Annotated in this window: 24 protein-coding genes; 8 read left to right on the forward strand and 16 right to left on the reverse strand. The window is 62.4% G+C overall.

The features are described from left to right. Positions 1–41: 41 nt before the first annotated feature. The 3 genes from BM197_RS04435 to BM197_RS04445 all read right to left on the reverse strand — a co-directional run bounded on the left by BM197_RS04435 (position 42) and on the right by BM197_RS04445 (position 1,911). The gene (locus BM197_RS04435; protein WP_090709197.1) at positions 42–428 is read right to left on the reverse strand and encodes a GntR family transcriptional regulator; all 387 of its coding nucleotides are present in this window, start codon (positions 426–428) and stop codon (positions 42–44) included. Then, complete coding sequence (locus BM197_RS04440) at positions 428–1,369, reverse strand: hypothetical protein (RefSeq protein WP_090709201.1); 942 nt, start codon at positions 1,367–1,369, stop codon at positions 428–430. Before BM197_RS04440 ends, BM197_RS04435 begins: the two co-directional genes overlap by 1 nt. Positions 1,370–1,710: 341 nt before the next feature. Next, positions 1,711–1,911, reverse strand: a complete 201-nt coding sequence (locus BM197_RS04445; protein WP_090709203.1) for a hypothetical protein — start codon at positions 1,909–1,911, stop codon at positions 1,711–1,713. Between the two features lie 156 nt (positions 1,912–2,067). On the opposite strand from BM197_RS04445, the gene BM197_RS04450 reads away from it, so the two are divergent. Beyond that, positions 2,068–3,096, forward strand: a complete 1,029-nt coding sequence (locus tag BM197_RS04450; protein WP_090709205.1) for a nitronate monooxygenase — start codon at positions 2,068–2,070, stop codon at positions 3,094–3,096. 259 nt (positions 3,097–3,355) lie between these two features. On the opposite strand, the gene BM197_RS04455 is transcribed toward BM197_RS04450, so the two are convergent. The 9 genes from BM197_RS04455 to BM197_RS04495 form a co-directional block, all read right to left on the reverse strand. Continuing rightward, the gene (locus tag BM197_RS04455) at positions 3,356–5,008 is read right to left on the reverse strand and encodes a sensor histidine kinase (protein WP_090709207.1); all 1,653 of its coding nucleotides are present in this window, start codon (positions 5,006–5,008) and stop codon (positions 3,356–3,358) included. Between the two features lie 40 nt (positions 5,009–5,048). Further along, the gene (locus BM197_RS04460; protein WP_090709209.1) at positions 5,049–6,083 is read right to left on the reverse strand and encodes a phosphotriesterase family protein; all 1,035 of its coding nucleotides are present in this window, start codon (positions 6,081–6,083) and stop codon (positions 5,049–5,051) included. Continuing rightward, a complete protein-coding gene (locus tag BM197_RS04465; protein ID WP_090709211.1) occupies positions 6,084–7,181 on the reverse strand; it encodes an SIS domain-containing protein in 1,098 nt (365 codons plus the stop codon). It lies immediately after the preceding gene. After that, positions 7,178–7,960 (reverse strand): ATP-binding cassette domain-containing protein, encoded by a 783-nt coding sequence (locus BM197_RS04470; protein ID WP_090709213.1) that lies wholly within the window; start codon positions 7,958–7,960, stop codon positions 7,178–7,180. The genes BM197_RS04465 and BM197_RS04470 overlap by 4 nt, the downstream gene beginning before the upstream one ends. Positions 7,961–7,986: 26 nt before the next feature. After that, positions 7,987–9,210, reverse strand: a complete 1,224-nt coding sequence (locus tag BM197_RS04475; RefSeq protein ID WP_090709215.1) for an alanine racemase — start codon at positions 9,208–9,210, stop codon at positions 7,987–7,989. Positions 9,211–9,224: 14 nt separating this feature from the next. Continuing rightward, positions 9,225–10,202 (reverse strand): ABC transporter permease, encoded by a 978-nt coding sequence (locus BM197_RS04480; protein WP_090709217.1) that lies wholly within the window; start codon positions 10,200–10,202, stop codon positions 9,225–9,227. Beyond that, positions 10,199–11,185: an ROK family protein gene (locus BM197_RS04485; protein WP_177216719.1), complete on the reverse strand. Its 987-nt coding sequence runs from the start codon at positions 11,183–11,185 to the stop codon at positions 10,199–10,201. Before BM197_RS04485 ends, BM197_RS04480 begins: the two co-directional genes overlap by 4 nt. 56 nt (positions 11,186–11,241) lie before the next feature. Then, positions 11,242–12,384 carry a substrate-binding domain-containing protein gene (locus BM197_RS04490; protein ID WP_090709220.1) on the reverse strand — a complete coding sequence of 381 codons (1,143 nt, stop codon included), beginning with the start codon at positions 12,382–12,384 and terminating at the stop codon, positions 11,242–11,244. Positions 12,385–12,535: 151 nt separating this feature from the next. Then, positions 12,536–13,660, reverse strand: coding sequence for a substrate-binding domain-containing protein (locus tag BM197_RS04495; RefSeq protein ID WP_090709222.1), 1,125 nt, complete (start codon positions 13,658–13,660; stop codon positions 12,536–12,538). Between the two features lie 288 nt (positions 13,661–13,948). On the opposite strand from BM197_RS04495, the gene BM197_RS04500 reads away from it, so the two are divergent. Then, positions 13,949–15,157: an ROK family transcriptional regulator gene (locus tag BM197_RS04500; protein ID WP_143094992.1), complete on the forward strand. Its 1,209-nt coding sequence runs from the start codon at positions 13,949–13,951 to the stop codon at positions 15,155–15,157. A gap of 56 nt (positions 15,158–15,213) precedes the next feature. Here BM197_RS04500 and BM197_RS04505 read toward each other — a convergent pair whose 3' ends face one another. Then, positions 15,214–16,143, reverse strand: a complete 930-nt coding sequence (locus BM197_RS04505) for a carbon-nitrogen hydrolase family protein (protein WP_090709226.1) — start codon at positions 16,141–16,143, stop codon at positions 15,214–15,216. A 31-nt stretch (positions 16,144–16,174) separates the two neighbouring features. Continuing rightward, positions 16,175–17,500 carry an MFS transporter gene (locus tag BM197_RS04510; RefSeq protein WP_090709228.1) on the reverse strand — a complete coding sequence of 442 codons (1,326 nt, stop codon included), beginning with the start codon at positions 17,498–17,500 and terminating at the stop codon, positions 16,175–16,177. A gap of 99 nt (positions 17,501–17,599) precedes the next feature. Between BM197_RS04510 and BM197_RS04515 the strand changes: the two genes are divergently transcribed. From BM197_RS04515 to BM197_RS04540, 6 genes are all read left to right on the forward strand, one after another. Beyond that, complete coding sequence (locus BM197_RS04515) at positions 17,600–18,514, forward strand: LysR family transcriptional regulator (protein ID WP_177216720.1); 915 nt, start codon at positions 17,600–17,602, stop codon at positions 18,512–18,514. An 81-nt stretch (positions 18,515–18,595) separates the two neighbouring features. Continuing rightward, complete coding sequence (locus tag BM197_RS04520; protein WP_090709232.1) at positions 18,596–19,255, forward strand: GntR family transcriptional regulator; 660 nt, start codon at positions 18,596–18,598, stop codon at positions 19,253–19,255. Next, on the forward strand, positions 19,252–20,184 hold the full coding sequence (locus BM197_RS04525; protein WP_090709234.1) for an NAD(P)-dependent oxidoreductase: 933 nt from the start codon (positions 19,252–19,254) through the stop codon (positions 20,182–20,184). The genes BM197_RS04520 and BM197_RS04525 overlap by 4 nt, the downstream gene beginning before the upstream one ends. Continuing rightward, entirely contained in the window at positions 20,181–20,603 is a 423-nt protein-coding gene (locus tag BM197_RS04530; RefSeq protein WP_090709236.1) for a carboxymuconolactone decarboxylase family protein, read from the forward strand. The genes BM197_RS04525 and BM197_RS04530 overlap by 4 nt, the downstream gene beginning before the upstream one ends. Positions 20,604–20,642: 39 nt before the next feature. Then, a complete protein-coding gene (locus tag BM197_RS04535; RefSeq protein ID WP_090709238.1) occupies positions 20,643–21,440 on the forward strand; it encodes an N-acyl homoserine lactonase family protein in 798 nt (265 codons plus the stop codon). A 73-nt stretch (positions 21,441–21,513) separates the two neighbouring features. Beyond that, positions 21,514–22,653: an alpha/beta fold hydrolase gene (locus BM197_RS04540; RefSeq protein ID WP_090709240.1), complete on the forward strand. Its 1,140-nt coding sequence runs from the start codon at positions 21,514–21,516 to the stop codon at positions 22,651–22,653. Positions 22,654–22,768: 115 nt separating this feature from the next. Here BM197_RS04540 and BM197_RS04545 read toward each other — a convergent pair whose 3' ends face one another. Together BM197_RS04545 and BM197_RS04550 are read right to left on the reverse strand one after the other, a co-directional pair. Continuing rightward, complete coding sequence (locus BM197_RS04545; RefSeq protein WP_090709242.1) at positions 22,769–23,917, reverse strand: glutathione-independent formaldehyde dehydrogenase; 1,149 nt, start codon at positions 23,915–23,917, stop codon at positions 22,769–22,771. A gap of 370 nt (positions 23,918–24,287) precedes the next feature. After that, positions 24,288–25,229 carry an AraC family transcriptional regulator gene (locus tag BM197_RS04550; protein WP_245762387.1) on the reverse strand — a complete coding sequence of 314 codons (942 nt, stop codon included), beginning with the start codon at positions 25,227–25,229 and terminating at the stop codon, positions 24,288–24,290. Positions 25,230–25,352: the final 123 nt, after the last annotated feature.

Consider the following 25,352-nt stretch of genomic DNA (forward strand, 5'->3'; position numbering starts at 1 on the left):
ATCAAGCGCCGTGAACTCACCGTGCGCGCCGTCGAAATTTGCTAGTTGGACGACGTCGCATCGTTGGCGCCGCCGTCGCTGTCCCAGATTCCCGTGAGTGTAGCTATCGAGTCGTCGAGGCTGGTGCCATGGCGGACCGCGGCGTCGTGCAGCGCGCGCGCTGCTTTGAGAACTTCTGCTGGCAGGCTTTGGGGTGAGGTGAGTACGGTGGTGCCACCCCGCGCGCGGGTCTGGACATAGGACTCGAGCTCTAGTTGTTTGTACGCGCGTGCGACCGTGCCGGGGGCGACTCCGAGGTCCCGAGCGAGTTGCCGTACCGTGGGCAACCGCTCGCCTGCGGCGATTCGGCCGGAGAGGATAAGGCCGCGCAGTTGCTGGTAGATCTGCTCCGACGGCGGTGCTGCGCCACCGAGATCGATGGCAACCATCAGTCCGACGTTCTTTCCGCCGTGACTCGGGTGCGATCTGTCCCCAGGACGTTAGCGGATGTCTTGTGGCTCGACTGGAACAGGGGAAGAACGACCAGGGCGACGCCGAGACCTTGCAGGAGCAGTCCAGAAATCGTCAGCGGAATTTGCAGGGCTGCGAACGATGATCCGAGTTCGATTCGAACGCCGTCGGGTCTAGGCACCGATGCCCCGAGCGATGCCGCGCGACTGATGAAGTTCAGTGCAGCTCCCAACGTGAAGGTGATTGCACCAACCGAAAGCGCCAGAACCGTCCGAACCTGGTTGCGACGGATCGAGGCTTCCAGGCTACGTTGCAGCGGATCCGCCGGCATCGCCGGACGAGCGATCCGTGACAACGCGAAACAGTTGACTGCCGAGAGGACTGCTAGAAAAAACAACACCGGCACACCGAAGGCCCACCCAAAGAAGATTGTTCCAGCTTGTGAACTACCAACATCGAGCACAATGATCGTGTGGCGGCCTTCCCCGTCCGTGCTCGACGCCAGTCCGGCGAGAAGAACGGTGGCACTGAGGAGTCCAGCGAAAGTGACCCAGCCCGCAAACCACGCCCGAGGACCGAACGACCACATGGTGCGGGGCGCCACGTCAATTTCTCGAGGCGGAACAGCCGGCAGCGGTCGAACGCCGGCATTCGCGTACAGGATGATCGCAAGCGACGCAGCGGCGAGTGGGATGCTGTTCCGCCAGGTTGCCCCTGGCAATTCGGAGTGAAACCAAAAACGCGTTAGCGAGAACACTATGATCCCAGCGAAGACAATTAGTGCGGCCAACCGACCAACAACGGACTGTCCGGTCCGGACGCCGTCGGGCTTCCTGACGAGATGCAGAACGACTCCGAGACAGACCAGCCCGATGGTGAGCACGATAATCTCTTCTGTCCAAACCAGATAGAACGGCATCGCCGCCTCCTCATCGCTATGCTAATGTGTCAACCAGACGATACATTAGTGGTGGGTGCGAAGGAATACCCGGGGTGAAACTACCCACGTGCGCCTGAACAGCAGGGTCACCCACGTACTGGCGGATGACCAGGCCACTAATCTCGCAGCCCGCTTGCGCGCCCGTAGACCGGACCACAACTGAAAACTAGGCTCAGTGAGGGGGCGTCGCATCTTGCGGGTCCAGCCCTGCCCGTAAGACCCGCCCGATGGGATGCCCGCTGAGCGGGGGACAAATGCGTCGCGCCCTTGCCACCTCAGCACCTGTGTGCGACCTGCAAACGACTCGCTGAAGTTTCCAGTTATGGCCGGTCGGACCGGAGCCAGGATGCCGTCTCAGCGGTACGGCGTCTTGCAACGTCTTCGAAGACGAAGTTGACGAATTCCTCCTCGCGGTCGTGGATTGAGAGGTCCTCGACCGAGTCCGCCGGTGGATCGCCCGGCCAGGACGTCTGGCGCGTCGGGCGGTCGCCCGCGATGTGCATGACCTCGAAGGCGCGCACTGACTCGCAATTGCGTGGCGCCGATTGCTGATTCCGACAGATCGGGTGTTATTGGAATCCGGCGGACACCTGCCGTCCAACCGTTGCTGTTAACCGGACCGGCGGTCGAGTCGCGATAGTACATTTGGGTGCGTAGAAGAACGAAATAAAGGGAACATGTCGTCACTTCCGGCCTTTCTTGCCAACGCCTCGCCAGTTTTCGTCGCGCCTATGGCTGGCGGCCCTTCGACTCCTGACCTGGTCATGGCTGCGGCCCAATCGGGCCACATTGCGCAGTTAGCAGCCGGATACCGCACCGCCGAGGGCATGAGCGAACAGATCCGAACCGTTCGCAGCGATGGCACGGAACTGTTCGGCGTGAATGTGTTCGTCCCGAACCCGTCGCCTATCGACCCCGACATTTACCGGCGGTACGCCGAAACACTCCTGCCCACGGCAAAGCGATTCGCAGTTCCTGGCCTGCCGTCGATTCTTGAAGACGACGATGAGTGGGAGGCCAAGATCGGAGTTCTCGTCAACGACCCGGTGCCCATCGTGAGCTTCACGTTTGGCCTACCCGACGCTACGGTCGTGCGGCGCCTACGTGCAGCCGGCAGCGTCACAATGCAGACCGTGACATCCTCACGCGAAGCGCAACTGGCCTCCGCTCTCGGGATCGATGTCCTGGTGGTGCAGAGCGCAGCGGCCGGCGGACACTCGGCAATCCTGGACCCGACACGAGTCCCAGTGAACCGGTCGCTGCCCGACCTGATCCGAGACGTGCGCAGCGCCGTCGACCTACCGCTGATCGCTACCGGCGGGGTGACCGACGCCCACGATGTTCGGACAGTGCTCGAGGCCGGAGCAGCCGCGGTTGCGGTCGGCACCGCCGTCCTCCGCTCGCCCGAGAGCGGTGCGTCTTCGCTTCACAAAGACGCGCTCGCGAACCCGACTTACAACCGCACCGTTCTCACTCGAGCATTCACCGGCCGACCAGCCCGTGCTCTTGCGAACCAGTTCGTCATCGACCACGACGCGGACGCCCCGGCGGGGTATCCCGCGCTTCACCACCTCACCAAACCGATCCGGACAGCCGCAACCGCTGCAGGCGACGCGTCGGCCGTGAACCTCTGGGCGGGGACCGGGTGGAAGCATGCCACCACCGCCCCCGCCACCAACACACTCGCGGCACTTGCCGACTACTGAGTCAAAACGGACAGGAAATCAGGCGGTGACAGTGTGACAGGTCGTTGGGCTCTTGGGGCCGTCGCCATCGCAGGCGTCGCATTCGTAGGGCTTCGACGCCGCGAATTGTGAGGTCATACCGTCGGCCGCTCACCGGGGCGGTCAGGCGTCTCGCGATCAGCAATCCGAGTCCTCCGTTCCCTCCCGCTCGTCGGTGGCTCTTCATGGTTCTATCGCAGTCTCCGTGCCGTCATCTGGCCGCCGCGACGGCAGTGGGAATCTACGTCCGCGCAACCCGCTCCATCAGGGGAAGGGTCATGATCACGGTGGTGCCAGTGCCAAGAGCGCTTGTCAGCGCGAGCGTTCCGCCATGACATTCGACAATAGATTTGGATGTGAGCAAGCCCAGCCCGATGCCGGGGATTGCTGAGCCGCTGTTTGCTGGACTTCGGAAGAACTTCGTGAAGGCCTGTGACCGCTCGTCGGCGCTCATCCCCATGCCTGTATCTGAGATCTCGATCACGATGTCGTCGGGGGTGTGTTTCGCGCTTACAGTCGCTGTGCCACCTGATGGAGAGAATTTGATCGCGTTGGAGATCAGGTTGTCGATTGCGCGCGAGATTTGGTCCGCGTCGATGAATGCCGTCAGCGACGGAGGTTGATCAAGGACCAGCTGAACCTTATTGGCGACCGCTGCCGGTCGAGCGTTCGCAACACTCTTCTCGAGGAGATCAGCCAAGTCCGTTGGCTGCGGTCGGACGATGATGTCGTCGGCCACTACGTCCAGCAGATCGGTGACGAGTCGCAGGAGCCGTTGTCCATTCCGTTCGACGACGTCGAGGTATGCGGTGACGTCAGCTGGCAACGAGTATGGGCCGTCTTTGACCAACTCCAGGTAGCCCAGGAGCGACGTCAGTGGGGTCCGGAGCTCGTGGGAAACGTTTTCGACGAAGTCGTCCTTGGCGGTGAGGGCGGTGACCAGGGATGTGATGTCGGAAAAGGCCAACACGGATCCTGCGAATTTTCCAGTGTCATCGGTCATCACCCGGGCTGTGGCCGCAAGGGCAACTCCGTCGTCTCCACGCTTCAACCAGACCAGTTGATCCGCGAACGTTTCGCCCCGTGCCGCCCGAGCGATCGGATGCGTCGCTTCCGAGATCGGAGTGCTTTTGTCCCCGGCGAAAATCGGCATGGACGCCGCTAACGTCTGATGGGGTCCGGTCGTGCAATCCATGTGTTCCTGCTGCTCGTTGTTCACCATGAGCAGGTTTCCCTGTTCATCGAGCGCCATGACGCCAACGCTGACTGTGTTGACGATGGTATTGACGAGGCGTTCGCGTTGTTTCGCCTCACGGAGCAGCGCCTGCAGTTCAGCGTCCTTAGCTTCGATCTGTCGGCGTTTTTTCCTGAGCGACCGATACACGATGCCTGTGAAGATCGAAATCGCGACCAGCACGAAAGTCAACAGGAAGGGGCGAACAAGACTCCCGTGGTTCCCATCGACGCTCAGAACCAATGGCGGGATCAGTGTGAGTCCTGTGCCGATCACCGTGAGGGCGGGCCCGGCCACACGCCCAACGGTGGAAAGCCACACCACCGGGTAGATCAACAAGAAGGACATCGCACTCAAGACATGCGGGTCGACTTCGCGGCTCAGGCCGATCGCGAACATGTCGAGGAGAGGTATGAGCAAGCTCAACGGTTCGGGAAGTCGGCCCCACGGGACGGCGAAGCACAGGCCAACGATGATGACATGGGGAATGATGCTTCCGTGAAGACGAGGATCGCCAAGTTGTGAGGGGTTGACCATTGCGTAAGCCACAAGCAAAAGCAACAGCGTCACAGACAGCGGAAGCTGGTAGAGCAAGACCCGTCGTCGACTGAGCGGCGGCACGTCTCCGCCCCATTCAAACAAGAAACCTGAAGCGTGCATGACGTCCCCCCACGGAACCGGCTCCCAAAGAGAACGAGCCTCAGAGACGGGTCAGAAGTCGCGCGGGATTGGACACCAGCATCCGGTCGCACTGCGCTTCAGTGACTCCGCGCTCGCGCAACATGGGCAAGAACGAGTTGATCAAGTAATTGTATCCTTGCTGGCCGTGGGTGGTCGGGTTCATCCACACCTCTGCTCCCGTGAGGTCGCTGGCCAGGAAGATCGTGTCGCTGCGACCATCGGCCACCAACGCGGCCACGAGATCCGCTCGTTTTGAGTCCGCACGGTGAAAGCTGTTCTTCACGAACTCGCCCTCCGCCGGGTCTTCCTCTGGCGGCCCCACGAAGAATTCCCACGTCTGCTTGCCGATGGTGTCGATGGCAACGTTGACCCCCCTGTCGCTCACCGAGCGGACGTAGTCGATGCTCAACTGGGTGTCCATGTGTCCGATGACGACGGTGCTGAGGTCGACTCCTTCTGCAAGCAATATGTCGATCTGCTCGTGCGCCATGGTTCCGTGCGTGGTGTGGGTCATGATCCCGAGGCCGGTTTCTCGGGCGGCCCTCGCACTGGCCCTCAGGCATTTCTCCTCGTGAGCGGTTATGTCTCCGAGGCTGGTCGCCTGCTCGCCGAGAACGCCGGCCAGCACTCCGGACTCGCCGATACCGGTCGTGGCGTCGGCGATGAAGCGGGCCGTGAGTTCCGCCAGGCTCGCGTCCAACGCCCACTGTGGTGAGTATGCCTCGAGATACACAGCGGTCCCGGAGACGATGTTCAACCCCGTTTTTTCCGCGATTCGCTTGAGCAACGCAGCGTTCGAACCGTCGTCGTCGCGACCGACCACACCGTATGGGCTGATGTCGACGACCGTGCCGACTCCGACGGCAGCGAGCGCCGACAGCGCGTGAACTGCAAGGTCGACCCGATCGTCGGCCGCGCCCCCGCGCAACCACGGACCGGGTGTGAGCGACAGGAGATGCTCGTGGACCATCACTCGTTTGAGCGAATCGGCTGGTACGGGGCCGAGCACGGTTTGAACAAACCCGGCTGCATCCTTGTTCGACACGTCAGTCATCTAGTGAGTCCTTGTTACTTTGTTCAGCCCCGCGGGCTGATCCGGGTTCAGTCCTCGTTCGAGAGCAAGTGCAAGAGCGAGTTGCTGCAGTGGCAGGATCTCGATCACTGGGATGAGTTCAGACGGAACGCCCCGCGCATCCAGGTCGGGAAGCGGAATCCGAGAGGGGACCGTCGCCAGGGCGCCGAGCTGATGTTGTCCGATCACGATGAGGTGCGCCCCCAGATCGGCGGCCGCCGCGCTGAACGTGACCACGGACTCAAGCCCGCCTGGGCTGGCGGCGAGCACGATCACGGGTGTTCCGGCGAGGACCTGACCGAGGGGACCATGGGTGGCATCCGCCACACTCCAACCGGACGCCGCGATGGCGTTGGTCTCCATGAGCTTCAGGGCTCCCTCTTTGGCCGACGACATCGAGTACCCGCGCCCGACGACGAGGACCCGCTGCTCGTCCCGCAGGGTCTTCGCTAGCATGGAAGTGGCGGTTGTCGAGGACAGGATCGTGTTCTCGCCCGCAGCTGCTAGAGCTTTCACTGAGTGTTCGAGTTCGGTCCACTCGGTGCCAGCGGCGCGGGACAGCACCAGGTACAGAGCGAGGAGTTCGGCCGTGTATGTCTTGGTCGCTGCGACGGAGAGCTCGGGACCGGCCGTGAGGGGAACGTGCACCTGGCTCAGGCCCGCGAGCGTGCTGGCGTCGTTGTTGGTGAACGCGATGACCGGAACTCCGGCGTGCTGCGCTGATCTCACCGTCTCCAGCAGGTCGGGCGACTCCCCGGATTGGGACACCGCAAGCATCACCGAGCGGGGGTAGCGGAGCGTCACCCCGAACGTGCTTGCAGTCGCCGGTGTAGCCAGCATCGCCGGGATGCGCAGAAGGTTGTGGGCGAGGTACTGGCCATACTGAGCGGCGTGATCGCTCGAACCACGCGCCGCGAAGACGATCAGTTCCGGCGCCGTGTCGCGGATGACGGCGGCCGCTTTCTCGAGCGCCTCACGCTGAAGAGAGATCAGGTCGCGCCAGCGGGCCGGTTGTTCGGCGATCTCGGAGTGCAGGTGTTCTCCGGGCGTGTTCACCGTGGTGGGAGCGGATGCTGTCATGAGGCGAGTCCTGTGATCATTGCGACGAGTTCATTGTGGGTGGTGTCCGCCAGAGAGCGTGTGGCTACCTGTGTTCCGCGTCGCAGCACGGAGACCCGGTCGGCGATCCGGAATACCTGGTCCATGTTGTGGCTGACGATCAGGATGGCGGCTCCACGGGCTTTGAGCTTGAGGATGAGCTCCTCAACTTTCGCCGTCTCGGCCACACCGAGGGCGGCCGTCGGCTCGTCCAGCAGGACGAGGCTGGATGCCCAGTGGGTTGCGCGGCAGATCGCGACACCCTGGCGCTGTCCTCCGGAGAGATCGCTGAGCGTAGCTTTGGCCGAGGGAATCCGAACGTCGAGGGCGTCCACGAGCTGTTGCGTCTCTGTCGCCATGCGCTTGCGGTCGAGGATTTTGAGCGGCCCGGTTGTGAGCTCTCGTCCCAGGAACATGTTCATGTACACCGGCTGGTCCACCACCAGGGCGAGGTCTTGATAGACCACCTCGACACCCTTGGCACGTGCATCCGAGGCATCCCGGAAGTTCGCCTCCTGCCCGTTGAGCCAGATCTCGCCTTCGGTCGGCTGGTAGAGGCCTGAGATGATCTTAATCAGTGTTGACTTGCCCGCACCGTTGTCTCCGACGAGAGCGACGATCTCGCCGGCTTTCACATCCAGGTCGAAATTCTTGATGGCGACGACGCCACCGAAGCTCTTGTGAATGCCCACAAGGCGCAATGGGGTCTCTGCGGGGGTCCCGGAGTCCGTCCGGTCGGGGAGTACTGTTTCGCTCGGCATGGTCTGTTCCAATCTGAGGGAGTCGATCAAGAGTTGGGGAGGGTGAGGGGTGCGGAGCCGTCTGCGGCCCAGATCCCCTCCACCCGGGGGGTGCCGGTGCCGATGCCGGACACGGCTGCGGTGGACGCTCTGGTGACGAACACCTGTGGACGGAAGCCGAAAATCACGGTGTCGCCGACGGCAATGTCCTTTCGGCCGTTCAAAGGGATTGTCGCGTAGTAGTCGATCGCCTCAGGTGCGGGCATCTCGACGGGGAGCGGTTCGAGATCTGCGACGCGTGCCGTCGGCTGACCGGAGTTCCCCGTAGCCACGACGATCGCCGAGGTCTCCACATCACCCAGTACCGGGTCGACGTACAGGCCGCCGCCGAAAACGTAGGCGCGGTCGTTATAGAGGTGTGACACCTCGCTCACGTAGGCAATCGCCGGTTCCTCGACGAGATCGGCGACCGCGTGGGCCGGAGTCGTTCCCGTGAGTCCGTGACCCGGTTCCACCTGGGTGGCGCCGGCTTCAGCGAGGGCCTCAAGTACCGAGATCGATGTGGTGCCTGGGGCATTCACCTGAATGTCGGTGCGCCCAGCCGCCTTCAATAACTCGACGGCCGCTGTCAGCGTCGACCGGTTCGGTGTGGCACCGACCGCTCCGCGCTCCGCGTCGAAGAGGGTGGCGGGGAACGTCGTGATGCCGGCGAACCGGACTCCGGGGATGCCGTCGATCAGGTCGGCCGCCGCCACGATCTCGTCGAGCGGGAATCCTCCTTCGTGCCCGGTGTAGAAACGGTCGCCGTCCTGCACCACCCTCAGCAACACATCCTGCACGCGACCGCGGCGCAATGAGGCCGCGCCGGCCTCCCTGGCCTTCGTCTCGTTGAAGACGGTCCAGTACAACGGCTCGAGCGCTGCCGCTGTGTCGGCTTCGTTTCGCGGGATCTGAACCAGGTGACCGAGATGGCCCACCTTCAAACCACCGGATGCTGCAGCGATCGCACACTGAAGGTCGACACCGACCGCGTGGGTGATGCCCGATTCCGCGAGCACCCTCGATACGTCGGGGTTGCGGCCGATCTGTTTGGTCATGGCGAACGGCTGCAGCCCGAGCCGTTTGGTCTCGGCGGTGTACTCGATAGCATTGCGGCCGACAGCGTCGAGGTCGATCGGGTAGGTGTTGGTCGGGAGGGAACCAGCGCGATGCAGGGAAGCGATGGCTTCGAGGAATTCGGGGTTACGACGGCGGAGGAGATTGAGGAACATCGGTTCTTGCCCTTCTAGCTGTTCTTTTTGCCACGGAGGGAGAACGACACCGCGATCAGGATGATGGCGCCGCGCACGATCATCTGCTGTGAGACATTGAGCCCGGACAGGATCAGACCGTTGTTGATCATGCTCATCAGAAGGCTTCCGATGAGCGCTCCGATGACGGTTCCTTTTCCACCGAAGAGGCTGGTGCCGCCGACGATGGCGGCTGCGATCACGGTCATGAGGTCCGTCTCACCGAGCGTGTACCTGGCACCCTGAAGGCGACCCGCGTAGAGCAGTCCGGCGACGGCGGCCGTCATTGCGCTGCCCACGAAGACCATCAAGCGCACCCGGTTGACCTTGATGCCGCTGACCCTGGACGCCGCGGCACTGTTACCGACCGCCAGCACGTGGGCGCCGTAGCGGCGCTGACGCAACAGGTGCCATCCCACGAGAACCGCGGCGATCGTCCACCACACCATGATCGGCAGGCCGAGCAAATTGCCGCCACCGAAGATCCATACGAACGCCTTGTCGGTGACCGGAACGGACTGAAGGTCAGTCAGCTGGCGGGCGAGGCCCGCCACGAGTCCCATCGTGGCGAGTGTCACGAGGAAAGAGGGGAGTCTCACCCAGGTGATGAAGATCCCGTTCACGAGTCCGACAATCGCACCGACGGCAAGGCCGGCCGCGGCGGCGATCCACCACACATCAGTCGACTGCAACACAACGGCGGCGGTGAGGGCCGAGAGGGCTACTGTCGAACCGATCGACAGGTCGATCTCACCCGTGCTCAGCACGAAGACCATGCCGATGGCCATGATCGTGATCGGCGCGGCCTGGATCACAATGTTGGTGAGGTTGGTGGGGTTGAGGAAGTACTGCGTCTGCGTTATCGCGAAGAAGACGAACACCAGCACGAAGCCGATGTAGACGACGTAGTTACTCCATTTCACGTTGCTTGCCCGCGCGAGAAGACTCGGCTCGGTCTGGGTTGTTGTGCTCATCGGGAAGTCCCTTTCTGCGCCGCGGCAGCGGCTTCGGTGGCGATGGTAACGGCCCCGATCACGGGTGCCAGATGACCGAGTTCGCTGACGCGGATGGTGAGGTCTGGCTGGCCGAAACGGTTCAGCCAGGAAGTAATGCGCGGGAGCAGGTCGGCCCTTGTCCCGATGCCGCCGCCGAGCACAATGAGCTCTGGGGCGAGCACAGCGTTGACGGCCACGATTCCGGCGGCCAGCCAGCGAGCCTCCTCATCGACGGCGTCGACAGCTCGCTGGTCGCCGGTGGCCGCGCGGGCGAAAATCTCTTCAGGAGACAGTACCGAACCCTCGCTGACCAGGAAACGACTCGAGACGGCGTCGCCGGCGGTCACCTCCTCGAGCGGGCCTCGAACGTGGTTCGCCGATTCGAGCGGATCGGCTCCGAATGGCAGGAAGCCGATCTCGCCCGCCGCGCCCTTGGCGCCCCGAACTAGAGAGCCGTTGGCGATGATGCCCATTCCTATTCCCGTTCCGACCGAGATGAACACGAAGTCGGAGTGACCGCGACCAAGGCCGGCGATCAGCTCACCGACGGCCGATACATTGACGTCGTTTTCGATAACAACGGGGTGACCGAGAAGTGCGCTGAGTCGCTCGGTGAACGGGATGGCGCTGAGCGCGGTGAGGTTCGGCGCGAGGTCGAACGTCGTCCCCGTCGTGTCCGGGACTCCGGCGCCGCCGACTCCGGTTGCTGCGACGCGGTCGAGGGTGATCCCGATCGTGTCGCAGAGCTCCAGGGCGAGCGAATAGATCTGCCCGCTCACGTCCGAGCCGTCACTACTCGTATCTGTTCGCTTCTCGGCGAGAAGCTCCCCGGCCACAGTGGCGATGCCGGCCCGGATCTTGGTTCCTCCGAGATCGACGCCGATCACGTGGTCGAGCGAGCCGGAGTTATGGGGATGGGGGTCGTGCCCGAGGGGTTCTCTCCGGGGTTGCGTGGATGTCATACCTTTTGGGTGCCGTTCTGTTGCGTTTGTATCTGTATCTCGGGCGTTCCGGTTGGCTACTTCAGGGCGTCCTGAACGGTCGCGGGCACCGGCTGGTTCCATGCTTCGTATCCTTCTGCGATGGTCGACTTAGTGACCGTCACCGAGTCGGTTACGCCGAATGCGGGGGCGGGCTGGCCCAGGATGGCGAGTGCTGCGGAGACGGCCATGGCACGGCCGTAGTCATAGGCGCGATCCGCCACGATCGCCACAACGTTGCCGCCGGACGCCAGATCGGTTGCGATGGTGTCGTCCAGATCGATCGTCACGATCTTCGTAGTGGAGTTGCCGGCATTCTTCAGGGCGGACAGCACCCCCTGGGCGGGAACGGCCCAGCTGGTGTAGATTCCGGCAAGGTTCGGGTGCTTGGTGAGGAGCGCGTTGGCGATCTCTTCGGCCTTGTTCGGGTCAGTGAAGCCCTGTTTCGCTACAACTTTGATGTCTGGGAAGTTTTTCGCCAGCGTGCTAAGGAAAGCGGCGTCGCGGAAGTTCGTGACGTGGAATTCTGCGTCGTAGTACAGAACGGCCACCTCACCCGTGCCACCGAGAGCCTCACCGAGCTGGTTCGCTGCACGCTCGCCGATCTGGAACAGATCGTCTGTGAGAACCGCCTGGTACTGATCGCCGTGCGTGTAGGCGTCGGGGGCCTGATCGGCAAAGATCAGCTTCACACCCTGGTCGACGGCCGGTTGATACGCGGCACCGGCGGTCGTCGGGTCGACCGCCTGACCGAGGATCACGTCCGGCTGGAGCGCCAGCGTTGTTTCGATCTGGTTCGCCTGCGTTGCGGCGTCGAACTTCGCATCCGACGTACTCACAACCTCGACTCCCAGTTCAGCGAGCTGGTCCTCAATTCCGGCCTGAAGGGCCTTAGTCCAGCTCGACAATTCGTGCCACAGGATCGAGGCCCGGTAGCCGCCCGACGCCAGTTGGCTCTTCTGTTCATCGGTCAGGGTGATTTCGGACGAAGGGGTGGGTGTCTCCCCGTTTGGGCCGACGGTTTCGGTGATACTCCCGAACCTGTCAATGACGGTGCTGCTGGGGAGGGCGTCGTCGGTACCGGAGCCTGAGCCTGAACCTGCGCCAGAGCAAGCACTGAGGGCCAGTGCGCTGATCGTCAACGCTGCAAGTGCGAGGGGTGCGCGAGCGAATCGTCGCATGAGGGTTCTACTTTCTTTTCGAGGTTCCGGGGGCGAAGCTCGAAAAGCTTCGCCCCCGGATCTATGCTCTGAGGCCCGAGGTGGGGCACACCGGTTGGCGGCGTATTGTTCGACATGCAACGGAGCGGTTGCGTCGGACGGCCGCGATGGGTTACTTGGTCGCGCTGGCCGGGGCTTTGGTGCCGTAGTCCTTCATCCAGCCCTCATCGAGGTTCGCCTTGGTGACCGCGATCGGAGTGGAAGCCACGAGCTCGGGTGCCTTCTTGTCGAGCATGCCGTAGGCGCCGGCGATGGCCAGGCCGGTCCCGATGCCGGTGGCACCGTTGCCGACCATTCCCACAACCGGTCCGTCGGCGGCCATGTCTGCGGCGAGCGTGGCATCGAGGTCGTTAGTGACGACCTTGACGTCGCTACGGCCGGCGTCGCGGAGTGCGGAGAGTACTCCCTGCGCGGCGGTGGCCCATGGAACGTAGATTCCCGTGATGTCGGGATTGCGCGCGATCAGGGCTGCGGCGATCTCCTGGGTCTTCGCCTCGTCAGTGAAGCCTTCCTCTGCCGAGATCTCGACATCGGGGTACAGGAACGACATCCACGCTTTGAAAGCCTCGTCACGCTGGTTCGTGAACCAGAAGTCCGCGTCGTGGTACATGTATGCGATCTTGCCGCTGCCGTCCAAGGCATCGCCGAGTAGTTCTGCGTTAGCCTTCCCGGCCTCAGTGAGGTTTTCGGTGACGATCGAGACGAACTGGTCGCCGGCGGTGTAGCCGGCGGGCGGGGTCGTCATGATCACGAGCTTCACCCCCGCGTCGACCGCTGGCTGGAAAGTTGCTGCGGCCGATACCGCGTCGACCGCCGTTGTCACGATGATGTCAGGGTTCAAGGCGAGGACGGTCTGCAGGTTGTTCGCCTGGGTTGCAGAGTCGAAGCTGGCCTGAGTGCTTGCCACCACATCGATTCCCAGCTTGTCGAACTCCGCTTTGGCGCCGTCCTCCACCGCCGATACGAACTCGGACGACGTGTGCCACACGAATGCGGCGGTGAACTTTCCGTCCTTGACGGTCGTGGTCTCCTCGTCCGTGAGGGACAGTTCCGAGAGGGCGCCCGGGGTCTCGCCGTTGGGCCCGGCAAACTCGCGGCTGGGTTCCGCGGCAGGAGCCGATGAGGCATCCGTACCGGTGCCGGTTGAGTTTGATCCGCCTGAGCACCCGGTGAGGGCTAAGGCAGCGACGAGGCCGACCGCGAGAAGGCGTGTGCGGGGCAATGATGTGAGTTGCATTGAGGTGTCCTATCCACGTGAGCGTTCGGTCACATCCGGAGGACCCGTGGAACTGGGGACCGTCACCGTTGACCTTGTGGAAACAAGTTTGATTTCATGAAGCAAATAAAGTCAAGTCGAAGATTGTTACATTTTTGTTTCGACGATGATTGATCAGCGGCGGCGATTCGTGCTTGCCGAAAAGCATTAAAATTCACGGTGATTGAAAAGAGTGCCCATACGGCATACTGTGAGGCGAACGCTCGCTTCCCTTCGGGCGAATCGGTGCACAGATCGAGGAAGGTTTGCGTGGCCCAGGACATTCGCGAGCTCAACCGGAACGCTGTTCTCACTGAACTGCTCAACCAGCGTCCTGCCACCCGCAAACAGATCGCTGAGGCCACCGGGATCTCCGCGGCCACCGTGACGAGGGCGGTAGACCAGTTGATTCTGGATGGGGTCGTCTGCGAGGTGTCCGAGGTGGTCGTGGAGAACCGCGGCCGCCGCGCCATCCTTCTCGACCTGGTCGCTGACGCCTCCCTGGTTCTCGGAATCGACCTTGGCGCGTCGAACACCAGAATGATCGTCACCGACCTTCTGGCGAACCCGATGACCGCGATCGAGATTCCCACGCCGACCGAACTTGGTCCGACAGAACTGGCGCTGTGGGTCGCCGATACAGCGAAGCTCGCTGTGGGAGACCACTGGGATACGGTGGCCGCGATCAGTCTCGGACTGCCAGGAGCTGTCAGCCAGGTCGACCGAACGGTGTCGAATGCCCCGAACCTTCGACAAGTGGAAGATCCGACGTTCCTCACGGTCTGCGAGCTAGCAATCGGCCTGCCCCTGCACGTCGACAACGATGCCAACCTCGCCCTGCTCGGCGAGCTGCGCTTCGGAGCAGCGAGGCACACCCCCTACGCGGCGATGCTCAGTCTTGGCGCCGGTCTCGGTGTCGGAATCGCCATCGACGGGGTCGTGCTTCGGGGCCGCCATGGACTGGTAGGGGAGTTCGGTCAGATCCCCATCGGACCACACGGCGAACGTCTCGAGAGCTTCACGACGGGGCCTGGTCTGCTCCGCCATGCCGCCGCTGCCGGTATGGAGCTGGCATCCCCAGCGGAACTCTTCGCTGACGGGGGCGGGGGAAGTGATAGCGCACCGGACCAGGTGCGGGCGAAACTTCGAGCGGAGTTCGACCAAGCCCTGGTGGCGGTGCTCACCGCGATTGCGGTATCGAGCGAACCGGAAACGATCGTGCTTGGCGGCGGAATCGCGAAATCGCTCACCGAAAACCTCGGGAGCTACCAGCGGCTCCTTGAACAGAACATTCGCATCGCCCCCACCCTCACCCGCGTCGAGCTCGGTGATTTCTCCGGTGCGGCCGGCGCCGTCGTCGCGGCGCTTCATGCGGTGTACCTGGACTTGGGCGTCCAGCCGTCGTCGCTCTCGGCGCTCCCTAAGTCGAACACCCTGTCTCCTGAGAGCATTCACGACATCCGCCGGGTCAACGTGTGACCTTCTGGCTTCTGGGGGCGCGCAGAGTTGGGTTGTCTGTGCGCCCCCGACGTGATTTAGAGGCCGCTGGTGAACGTCACCCCGTCCATCGGCCGAGTGTTGACCGTGAGGGAGAATACGTCGGGCCGCGAGTAGTGTCCCACGGGATCGAAATCGAGGTGCGAACGCAGCTTCGTCTCGAGGTCGACGCTTGCGTACAGAATCGCTTCTTCGTCGAAGACTGGACCGGCCAGCACCTTGCCTGTCGGATCGATGATCACACTGCCGCCCCGCATCAGGGTGTCCCCGTGCGGTGCTTCGAAGTCGATCGGGTGGTCCTCAGGCATGTCACTTCGCGTGAGGTACTGGCATGCGGAGAGCACGAACACCCGGCCCTCGATCGCGACGTGCGTCATGCTCGCTTGCCACGTCAGGCGATCATCTGCGGTTGGTGCGCAGTACAGCTGCACGCCCTTGGCGTACATCGCCTGACGCATCAACGGCATGTAGTTCTCCCAGCAGATGACCGTACCAACGCGACCGAACGGAGTATCCATCGTGTCGAGGGTCGACCCATCGCCGAAGCCCCAGACCAGTCGTTCGGTTGCCGTCGGCATGAGTTTACGGTGCTTGCCCACCAGGCCGTCCTTGGGTGAGATGTGCAGCGCCGTGCAGTAGAGCGTGTTTCCAAGGCGCTCGATGACGCCCATGACGACGAACACGCCGTACTCCGCCGAGGCCTGCACCAGACGACGCACCTCCGGTCCGTCCAGAGTGATGGCGCCGTTGCTGTATCGCGCGAACTCGTCCCGCCCGCGTTCCGTGCGAACGCCTATGGCTGTACCGAACGCGGTGCCCTTCGGGTAACCCCCGATGAATGCCTCGGGGAAGACCGCGAGTTGCGTGCCCTCAGCGCCCACCTCGGCGATCAGCCGCTCTGCCTTTGCGGTCGATGAGTCGGCGTCGAATGGAACCGACGCGCTCTGGATGACTGCAACCTTGGTCACTAGTGACCCCTTCCTGGTGATTCGGTTTCGACTAGCCGTGCGAGATGTCGACGTTCTTGGTCTCTTTGAGCATCGGCCACAGCACCGCGAGCGCTACAACAGCCACGGCGATGACATAGAAAGCCGGCGCGTGGAGCAGTCCGGTGCTCGCCACGAGTGCCGCTGCGATCAGCGGGCCGGGGCCTGCGAGCAGTGCGTAGGCGAGGTTGTAGCCGATCGCCGATCCCGTCGACCGAATGGACGCGGGAAACACCTCGACCAGCAGCACGTTGTTCATAACAGCACAGCATGCGACGAAGAACGAGAACACGACGAGGCCGAGGAACGCCAGGAAGGGGACACCGGTGTTCATGAGGAAGAACGTGGGCAGCGCCCAGACAATGAGGCCGATCACACCGGTGAGCAGTACGGGTCGTCGCCCGATGCGATCGGAGATCGCACCGACGAGCGGATTGAACAGGACGTACACGACGATGGCTGATCCGGTCGCGATAAGGGCCTCAACGCGGGCCATTCCCACAGCCCCGGTGAGGTGGTTGTTGGCATAGGTGACGAAGTAGTAAAGGCTTACGCCGAAGATTCCCGAGAAGGCGAGCGTCATGATGAACGCCCGCGCCTTGAGGGAGAAGCTCGTGACTTCGACCGTGTTGTTCGCGCGCTTGCGCTCGAGCTCCTGGTAAACGGGCGTGTCTTCAAGCTTGCGACGGATATACACGGCGACGATAGCCATGATGAAGGAGGCGAGGAACGGCAGACGCCAGCCCCAGCTGGAGAGAGACTCCTCGCTCATCGCGGCGCTGAGCAGTGCGGCAGTGAGCGTGCCGACGAGGAACGCGAGGCCGGCAGTGGCAGTCACGAGGCTCGCAAACAACCCCCGCTTCGCCTTCGGCGCACTCTCGCCGATATAGGCTGCCGCGCTGGTCCACTCACCGCCGACCATCATGCCCTGCAGCAGACGCAAGGCCACCACGATGATCGGGGCTGCGATGCCGATGGCCGCGTACGACGGCGTCAGTCCGATGAGCGTCGTGATCACACCCATGCCGAGCACCGTGATGATCAGGACAGTCCGGCGCCCGAACTTATCGCCGATGGGCCCGAGGAACAGGGCGCCGATCGGGCGGGAGAGGAATCCGACGGCGAATACTGCAAGAGCGGAGAGCATCTCGGCGGTCGGGTCACCGGACGGGAAGAATTGCGCGCCGATTATCGCGGCGAAGTATCCGTAAATCGCGAAGTCGAACCACTCCATGAAGTTGCCGATACCAACCGCGGTCATGCGCTTACGGCGGTCGCGCTTCGAGAGCTCCAAAAGCTCATTATCGCTGTTCGGGACGAGTGTATCGGCGGATTGCATAGGTGAGCTCCTTTGGTCGCCGCGGGGAAGAAGAGCCGGGCTAAGTAACCATCGCGCACGCTCCAAAGGTTTGTCTAACCGATAGTTATTATGAGGATTATGAATGTGATTGATCTTCGTCGTGTGGATCTCAACTTGCTGGTCGTCTTTCAATCGCTAATGCAGGAAGGCAGCGTGACGCGCACGGCCGTAAAACTCAATGTGAGCCAAAGCGCGATAAGCGCGGCGCTGGCGCGTTTGAGGTCCCTCTTCGGCGATCCGCTCTTCGAGCGTTCTCGCGCGGGCATGCTGCCCACGCCGCGCGCGCTGGAAATTTCTGCGCGTCTTGCGCCGGCACTGACCTCCATCGCCGAAGCCATCTACGAGGACTCCGAGTTCGACCCCATGCGGAGTGCTCGGATGATCCACCTCGCAATGTCAGATGATCTCGAGCTCATGCTCGCCTCGAGGCTCGCCCAGCGCAAACTTGCCGAGGGCTGGGCCGTCGATTTCGCGATTCACCAGACGAACAGTGTGCTCTGGCGTGACAGCGTCGACAGTGAGCGCAACGACATCATCCTGACGGTGACGCCCGGTCAGCAGTCGGCGACATCCCAGTCTGAGCCGCTGTTCTCGGGTGGTTACAGCTGCTTGTACAACCCGAGGTTGCTGCAGCTCTCCGATCGGCTCACGTTCGAGGATTACGTTGCGGTCGATCACGTCAGGGTCTCCTACGACGTGCAGCGGGGGTGGGTGGACGACATGCTCGCGGCGCGTGGTCACAAGCGGAAAGTGCTCTGTGCGATAAGTCACTTTTCGGGGCTGGCCTCAATTATGTCGAGCATGCCTGTGGTGGCGACGATTCCTGATCATGCCGCTGAAGTGCTCGCGGGGATCGGGGATCTAACGCGCAGCCCGGTTCCGCTGCACGCGCCGAGATTTACGATCTCTGCGATCTGGAATGTGCGAAATGACGGAACGCCGGAGAACGTCTGGGTTCGGAAAGTGTTGCGCGAACTGGTGGAGGGCATGTAGTCCAGGGCCCAGTGTGATGCGGGGCCGAAACTTGCCAATGAGAGGCATACGGTATTACCGTAATCTCGGAAAGGGGCGCCGATGCTTCAACGACAGGCCGCGCCGTTGCGTGAGCAAGCCGTGAAGGTGCTGCGCGATCGGATCGTGCGGGGTGAGCTTCGAGCCGGAGAGCGTTTGAAAGAGCGGATCCTGGTTGAAGACCTGCAGGTGAGCCGGACCGTGGTCCGCGAGGCTTTGCGCCAGCTCGAGTCGGAGCGACTGATCCGGATCGAGCCGCAGGTCGGCCCGCTCGTCGCGGAGTTGTCCGCGGATCAGGCGCGACAGCTCTACGAGGTACGCGCTGCTCTCGAGGCCACCGCCGCGAGACTTGCGGCGAGTAATCGCACCGATGCTGAATTGCGCGAGCTACAGGCACGACTCGACGAAATTGAAACGCACCTTACGCCCCTGGACGAAATCCTCACGGCCAAGCGCGCGTTTTATGCGGCGCTCATCCGGGCGAGTCACAACGAAATCATCGGGGAGCAACTCGATGGCGTGCAGGCGCGCATCAGTCAATTACGGCGGGTCACGCTGGCCCGTCCGGACCGGGGGCCATCGATGATCTCCGAGCTGAGGGCAGTCGTGGACGCGATAGCAGCCCAGGACGGGGCGCGCGCATTTGCCGCCAGCGTCGAGCACGTCATGGCGGCGTCAGTGATCGCCATTGAATACCTGGCCAAGACAGTGGAGGCACCATGAAAAATACACTCTTTATCGGACTGGGACGGATGGGTCACCCCATGTCCGCCCATATCGCAAAGCATTTCCCCACACAGGTGCACGATATCTACCGTGATTCGGTCGACGCCGCGGCCAGGGCAACAGGCGCCGCCCCGATTTACGATCTCACAGAGGCAACCGACATCGGCACGGTCATTCTGATGCTGCCAACGAGCAAACACGTCGAGGAGATTCTGCTTGAAAACGGTCTGTTGAAGCAGCTCGATGCAGGCACGCTGGTAATCGACATGGGGTCGAGCATTCCCGCCAGCACGCAGAAGCTCGCCGCAGTGGCCGCGGAGCACAGCATTGACTACGTTGATGCCCCCGTCTCTGGCGGAATTTCGAAGGCGGCGTCGGGTGAGCTCACCATGCTGGTCGGCGGAAAGCCGGACGCGATTGAGCGCGCACGTCCGTACCTCGACGCGGTCGGTTCAACCGTTGTCGTTGTTGGGGGCAGCGGAGCCGGCCACGCGGCAAAGGCGATCAACAACCTCGTCAGCGCGACGAACATGGCTGTCGCGAGCGAGGCAGTGCTGCGTGGGCAGGCCGCTGGAATTGAACCCCACCGGATGATCGAGGTGCTCAACGCCTCGACCGGTATGAGCCAGGCTACCCAGGTGAAGTTCGTCAACCACATTCTGCCTGGCACGTACGCATCGAACTTCGCGTACGACCTGATGCTCAAAGACATGGGAATCGCAATGCAAATCGAGGTTCCCCAAGCGGCATCACCCCTTTCGGAAACCAGTTACCGTTTGCTCACTGAGGGACGCAAGCTACTTGGGGAACAACCGGATCACACCGAGATCGCGCGGGTATACGAGAACCTCGCAGGAACTTCGATCGGTACAGAGACCACCATCAATATCGGTACAGACACCACCATCAATAAGGAGCAAGCATGACCGAAAACACCGCCGACGCGCAGGAATACATCGACGACATGGCCCGAAAGCGTGGGTACGTGCTCGACTACCACAAGGTTATGGCGAAGCACGACTTCGACGTTCTCAAGGCGGCAAACGGGCTCGTCTCGGCCGCCTACCTCGACCAGCGCACGCTCGACCGTAAGACGAAGGAACTCATTTTCATCGTCTCACTCACGGTTATGCGCGCATCGAAGGGACACATCCAGTCGCACATTCGTGTCGCGCTCGACCTCGGCTTGTCGCCGACCGAGATTCTCGAAGCGATCGAGATTGCGCTTCCTGAAGCCGGAGTTGTGGCATTTCAGACCGGATTCGAAGCCTGGCGCGAGGTCGTCGGGGTGGATGGGCTTGAACCGACCGTGGTGGCGCACGATGGTGGCTCCGGCGCCTCGTAGGCGTCGGCTTCACGACTCGATGAGGAGCAGAGGAACGAGATGACGCCGCAAACCTGGGAGATCCTGGTCATAAAGCACGGCACGCGAACCACCAGGCGGAGCGACGTGTTTATGAACTACGGATTTTATGACGAACCGGACGGCGATTTTGTTCTTCATTACTATCTGTGGGTACTGCGCAGTGGCGACCAGGTGATCCATGTGGACACCGGCTATTCGGCCACCGGCGCGGCGAAACGCGGTCGGGAGGTGCTGATCGATCCGCTGGAAGCGCTCGGGAGTCTCGGACTGCGTGCTGACGCCGGTAACCCGGTTGTCGTAACGCATGCGCACTACGACCACATCGGAAACCTGGGCGCGTTCACGAAGTCACCGATTCACATCAGCCGTAAAGAACTCGAGTTTTGGACGAGCGATCTCGGGACGAAGCCGCTCTTCTCGCACTTCGGTGATCAAGAAGAAGTCGCTAGCATTCTGCAGGCAAAGAGCGAAGGGCGGTTGCGGGAGTTCGAAGGGCGCTGCGAAATTACACCCGGGGTCGAACTCGTCGAGGTTGGGGGCCATACGCCTGGTCAGCTCGTCGTACGGGTAAGTACGAATCTGGGCCCCGTGATTCTCGCGGGTGATGCCGCGCACTTCCACGAGGAACTCGAGCGCGACATGCTTTTCCAGTCCATGGCGGACCTCTCAACGGCGTACCGAGCCCTCCACTGGCTGCGCGATGAAGACGTTGCCGCCATCATTACCGGTCATGATGCCGGTGAACTCGACCGGTTCGATCGGGTAGAGGGCCCGCTCGGGGATTTCGTGGCAATTGTGGGAGCGCACGGTGCGTGAGCGTCTGCGCCGCGCGGCAGCGGCTCGGTCGGTTGCCGCACTAGTACCTGGCGTGTCAGCCTCGTTCCGATTCATGGGCGACTCATGGCGGGCCGATTTCGCTGTGCGGGATGGAAAGATTTCGCCGGTTGACGAAGGCTCTGAGTCCTCCGGAGCCGATTTCACGCTGGCTGCGGCGGACAGAGTCTGGGAAGGATTGTGTGCCGATCGACCAGCGGCAGGCGAACACAGCATCGTCTACCTGGTGCGCACCGGCGTCGTCGAGTTAAGTGGTGACTCCCTCGCATACGACCGCAGCGTCCAGATCGTTCGGGCACTGTTGGATGCTGCACGCGAGGCGAGTTCTCACGCGAAAATAGGCAAGCCACTGCGGGCGGTTGGTTCGTACCATCGCGTCAGCACGTCGCTCGGAACCAGCGACATCTATGTGGAGCGCGCCGGATCCGGGGTTCCGCTGCTGACATTCGCGACGGCGGGGAGCGACACGTCCCAGTGGCACGGTGTCATGACGCACAGCGACTTGACCGACCGGTTCGAGCTGATAACGGCGGATCTTCCGTGGCACGGGCGTTCATCACCGTCGTGGGGTGAACCCGTGGGCAGCTATCAGCTCACCCCAGAGACCTATACGGAGTACATCGTCGCGATCTGCGACGAACTCGGACTAGATCGCCCGGTGCTGTTGGGTGTGTCGATGGGCGGCGCGGCAGTGGTGCATGCCGTGGCGACGCGGCCAGGCCTATTCGCGGGCGCGGTCGCATGCCAGGCGGGTCCATCTGTGCAAGCCCGCGCGAACGAACACCTGCGCGGAACGCGTGTAAACCCTGCCCTGTTCATCCCCGAATGGACGTACGGGCTCATGAACCCTGCCTCTCCGGAGGAGTTCAAGCAGCGTGTCTGGTGGGGCTATTCGTCGGGTGGGTTCGGCCTCTATGCGGCCGATATCGATTCATACCTGAGCTGGAATCTCGACCTGGTTGAGCACCTGCTGACTGCAGAATCACCGCACATAGCGGTCTTGAGCGGCGCTTTCGACACCAGCGTGCCGCCGGAACGTTCGCGAGAGCTTGCGAGCCGTATCTCCAACTCATCGTTTGAGCTGATGCCTGAGCTCGGGCACTTCCCGCACGCGGAGAACCCCGCCGCTTTCGTCCCTTACCTCGAGGCAGCCCTGGCCCGGGTGCTTGACTCGGGACGCGGAGTTCAGGGGTAGCTGCTGCGGCGGCGCGTAAGGCTTGCTTGTTTTGTGGGAAGCGCCTTCCTGCAGCGGGCCAGTAGCATTGCCGGGTCGCGGCGCGACCCGGCAATGTGTCGGCGGAGGGACTTTCTCAGGCTGCCGCCGGGTGGAGAACCACTTTGGTCCAGCCATCCTTGCGACTGTCGAAATTCTTGTAGCCCTCCGGGGCCCGATCCAGCGGCAGCTCGTGGCTGACGATGAATGATGGACTGGCTTTTCCGCCGGCGATGAGGTCACGCAGTGCACGGTTGTATTTCTTGACAGGGCACTGACCTGATCCCATCGTCTGTCCTTTGAACCAGTAGTTTCCGTAGTCGAAAGCTACCTGGCCCTGCTTGGCGAGTTCGTCACGGGCACCGGGGTCCTGGGGCACGAACACACCGACCACACCGATGCCACCGACGAACCGGACCGAGTCCACGAGCCGGTTCAGGGTCAGGTTGGGCTGCTCGTTTCCGCTCGGGTCGTGCGCCTGGTAGCCGACGCATTCGCAGCCCCGGTCGGCCCCGAATCCCATGGTCTGGTCTTTGACGAACTCAACAGGGTCAACGGCGGAGTCATCCACCGGGATTGCACCGATCTGTTCCGCCAGCTTCAGGCGGTCGCTTTGGCGGTCCACGACCATGACTTTGCCAGCGCCTTTGAGGATGGCGGAGTACGCCGCCATGAGTCCGACCGGGCCGGCACCATAAATAACCACGGAGTCCCCGGGGTACACCCCCGCCATCTCAGTAGCATGCCAGCCGGTGGGGAAGATATCGGCGACCATGACGTAGTCGAGTTCTTTCTCGACCGAATCTTCGCCCAGACGCAGGCAGTTGAAATCCCCGTACGGCACGCGCAGGTACTCGGCCTGCCCGCCCTGGTACGGGCCCATGTCCGCGAACCCGAATGCAGCACCTGCGAGCTTGGGTTCGGGCTGCATCGTCAGACAATAGTTGGTGAAGCCGCGATCGCAGTTCTTACAGAATCCGCAGGCGATGTTGAACGGCAGCACGACACGATTGCCCACCTTCACTTTGCTCACCGCCGGGCCGACCTCGACGACTTCGCCGAGGTTCTCGTGCCCGAAGGTGCGTCCCGTTTCGAAGCTGGTGCGGCCCTCGTACATGTGCAGGTCCGAGCCGCAGATATTCGCCGAGGTGATCCGCACCAGGACGTCGGCAGGATGCTCAATCTTGGCATCCGGTACTTCCTCGACGGCGACGTTCTTCGGTCCTTTGTAAACTACTGCCTTCATGGCTTTCGCTCCTTGTATAAATGTCATTTCGCTCGCGGCCAAGTAGTTCCAACTGCCGGGGCATGGCAATGAGAAGGCTGGACGGCCTGGGAAGGTGGCGCGAACCGGCCACCTGATACGCCTAATTGGCGAGGAAATGCGGAATATCATGGTGGCCTGTGAAGCCCTACCAACGTGTGGGAGGCCACAGGTCTCCAGACGACCAGCGGTCTGTAATTCCAGCTAGCCGGTTCTGGACGGCAAAGGCGGACTGATTGGTGAGATTTAATGCTAAGCGCGCCCGGCAAGGGTGTCGAGGGGGGAGCCGAGAAATGTGAAAAGGTGATGGAATTGTGCACCCTTTGCCACTGCCGACTGTCCCGACAGGGGATCAGGTCCTGAGGGTCTCGGACGGGCTTTCGTCAAACCGCTGCCGGTATGCCACCGCGAAGCGGCCAAGGTGGACGAACCCCCAACGCACTGCCACCTCCGTCACAGTCACAGCACCGGGCTCAGCGGCGATAAGTTCTTTGTGCACTTGCTCAAGGCGGAAATCGCGAAGGTATCTCATCGGTGACGTGCCGAGTGAACGGCGGAAGTTTTCCTGAAGGCTGCGCACACTGATCGCGGAAGCGGCGGCGAGTTCAGCCGCGGTCCACGCGTGGGCCGGACGCGCACGCATCCGTTCCACTGCCTCCGACACCGCACGTCTGCCCGCGAGGGGCGGAGTGGCCTGCAGATCCTCAGAGTAGTTATGAGGTTGAGTGAGCAGCAGACTGTGCATCAAGGCTTGTTCAAGCCGGTGCGCCGCGAGCGGGTGTTGAAGCATGCCGCCCTCTTGGTTGGAGGCGGCATCAATGAGCCGGAGCGCCTGCAACACTGTGCACCCGGGCGCAGACGTCAGGTCCAGGACTGTTGAGAAGTCCAGCCGCCTCTTCAGGCTGTGACCCAGGAGGCTTTCCAGTTCAGACTGCAGTTCAGCCTTCGGGAGCATGAGGGCGATCTGGGCGAATTCGCCGTCGCAGTCGAGATCGACAGGAAGCCCGGGTGCGAAGACCCCAGCGGTCTGCGGGTTTCCGTAAACAGGGTCTCGAGAACGGGCTTGCATCCTGGCCGTGCCGGCGACAGGGATATCGACATGGTAGTTCGAAGCTTCAACGGTCCGAATATGCACGGCGTCCCCGAACCGCAGGTACCCGGCAGTCACGCGGCCAACTTTGATCACGTTCAGGGACATGTTGATGGAGGTAGAGGCGGAGGCCGACGGGAAGTCCATCGGTAGATACACCTCGCTCAGTGCGAGGCGTGCCACATCGAGGTCTCGAGATGACACGACGGGATGACGGCCGAAAAGCTCACCATGTATCGACCGCATATCTGTATTCTCTCGCAGAAAAGGGAGTGCAAGGTAGTGCCGGCTCTGTGGCGCGTTAATCGGGTACTGAACCCCGCGCTT

The organism is Mycetocola miduiensis (assembly GCF_900115155.1).
Lineage (GTDB): Bacteria > Actinomycetota > Actinomycetes > Actinomycetales > Microbacteriaceae > Mycetocola_A > Mycetocola_A miduiensis.

Excerpts from the sequence above, each read along its gene's own strand:
- BM197_RS04435 (WP_090709197.1), bottom strand. The coding sequence starts at position 428 with ATGGTTGCCATCGATCTCGGTGGCGCAGCACCGCCGTCGGAGCAGATC.
- BM197_RS04440 (WP_090709201.1), bottom strand. The coding sequence starts at position 1,369 with ATGCCGTTCTATCTGGTTTGGACAGAAGAGATTATCGTGCTCACCATC.
- BM197_RS04450 (WP_090709205.1), top strand. The coding sequence starts at position 2,068 with ATGTCGTCACTTCCGGCCTTTCTTGCCAACGCCTCGCCAGTTTTCGTC.
- BM197_RS04455 (WP_090709207.1), bottom strand. The coding sequence starts at position 5,008 with ATGCACGCTTCAGGTTTCTTGTTTGAATGGGGCGGAGACGTGCCGCCG.
- BM197_RS04460 (WP_090709209.1), bottom strand. The coding sequence starts at position 6,083 with ATGACTGACGTGTCGAACAAGGATGCAGCCGGGTTTGTTCAAACCGTG.
- BM197_RS04465 (WP_090709211.1), bottom strand. The coding sequence starts at position 7,181 with ATGACAGCATCCGCTCCCACCACGGTGAACACGCCCGGAGAACACCTG.
- BM197_RS04470 (WP_090709213.1), bottom strand. The coding sequence starts at position 7,960 with ATGCCGAGCGAAACAGTACTCCCCGACCGGACGGACTCCGGGACCCCC.
- BM197_RS04475 (WP_090709215.1), bottom strand. The coding sequence starts at position 9,210 with ATGTTCCTCAATCTCCTCCGCCGTCGTAACCCCGAATTCCTCGAAGCC.
- BM197_RS04480 (WP_090709217.1), bottom strand. The coding sequence starts at position 10,202 with ATGAGCACAACAACCCAGACCGAGCCGAGTCTTCTCGCGCGGGCAAGC.
- BM197_RS04485 (WP_177216719.1), bottom strand. The coding sequence starts at position 11,185 with ATGACATCCACGCAACCCCGGAGAGAACCCCTCGGGCACGACCCCCAT.
- BM197_RS04490 (WP_090709220.1), bottom strand. The coding sequence starts at position 12,384 with ATGCGACGATTCGCTCGCGCACCCCTCGCACTTGCAGCGTTGACGATC.
- BM197_RS04495 (WP_090709222.1), bottom strand. The coding sequence starts at position 13,660 with ATGCAACTCACATCATTGCCCCGCACACGCCTTCTCGCGGTCGGCCTC.
- BM197_RS04510 (WP_090709228.1), bottom strand. The coding sequence starts at position 17,500 with ATGCAATCCGCCGATACACTCGTCCCGAACAGCGATAATGAGCTTTTG.
- BM197_RS04515 (WP_177216720.1), top strand. The coding sequence starts at position 17,600 with ATGAATGTGATTGATCTTCGTCGTGTGGATCTCAACTTGCTGGTCGTC.
- BM197_RS04520 (WP_090709232.1), top strand. The coding sequence starts at position 18,596 with ATGCTTCAACGACAGGCCGCGCCGTTGCGTGAGCAAGCCGTGAAGGTG.
- BM197_RS04525 (WP_090709234.1), top strand. The coding sequence starts at position 19,252 with ATGAAAAATACACTCTTTATCGGACTGGGACGGATGGGTCACCCCATG.
- BM197_RS04530 (WP_090709236.1), top strand. The coding sequence starts at position 20,181 with ATGACCGAAAACACCGCCGACGCGCAGGAATACATCGACGACATGGCC.
- BM197_RS04535 (WP_090709238.1), top strand. The coding sequence starts at position 20,643 with ATGACGCCGCAAACCTGGGAGATCCTGGTCATAAAGCACGGCACGCGA.
- BM197_RS04540 (WP_090709240.1), top strand. The coding sequence starts at position 21,514 with ATGGGCGACTCATGGCGGGCCGATTTCGCTGTGCGGGATGGAAAGATT.
- BM197_RS04545 (WP_090709242.1), bottom strand. The coding sequence starts at position 23,917 with ATGAAGGCAGTAGTTTACAAAGGACCGAAGAACGTCGCCGTCGAGGAA.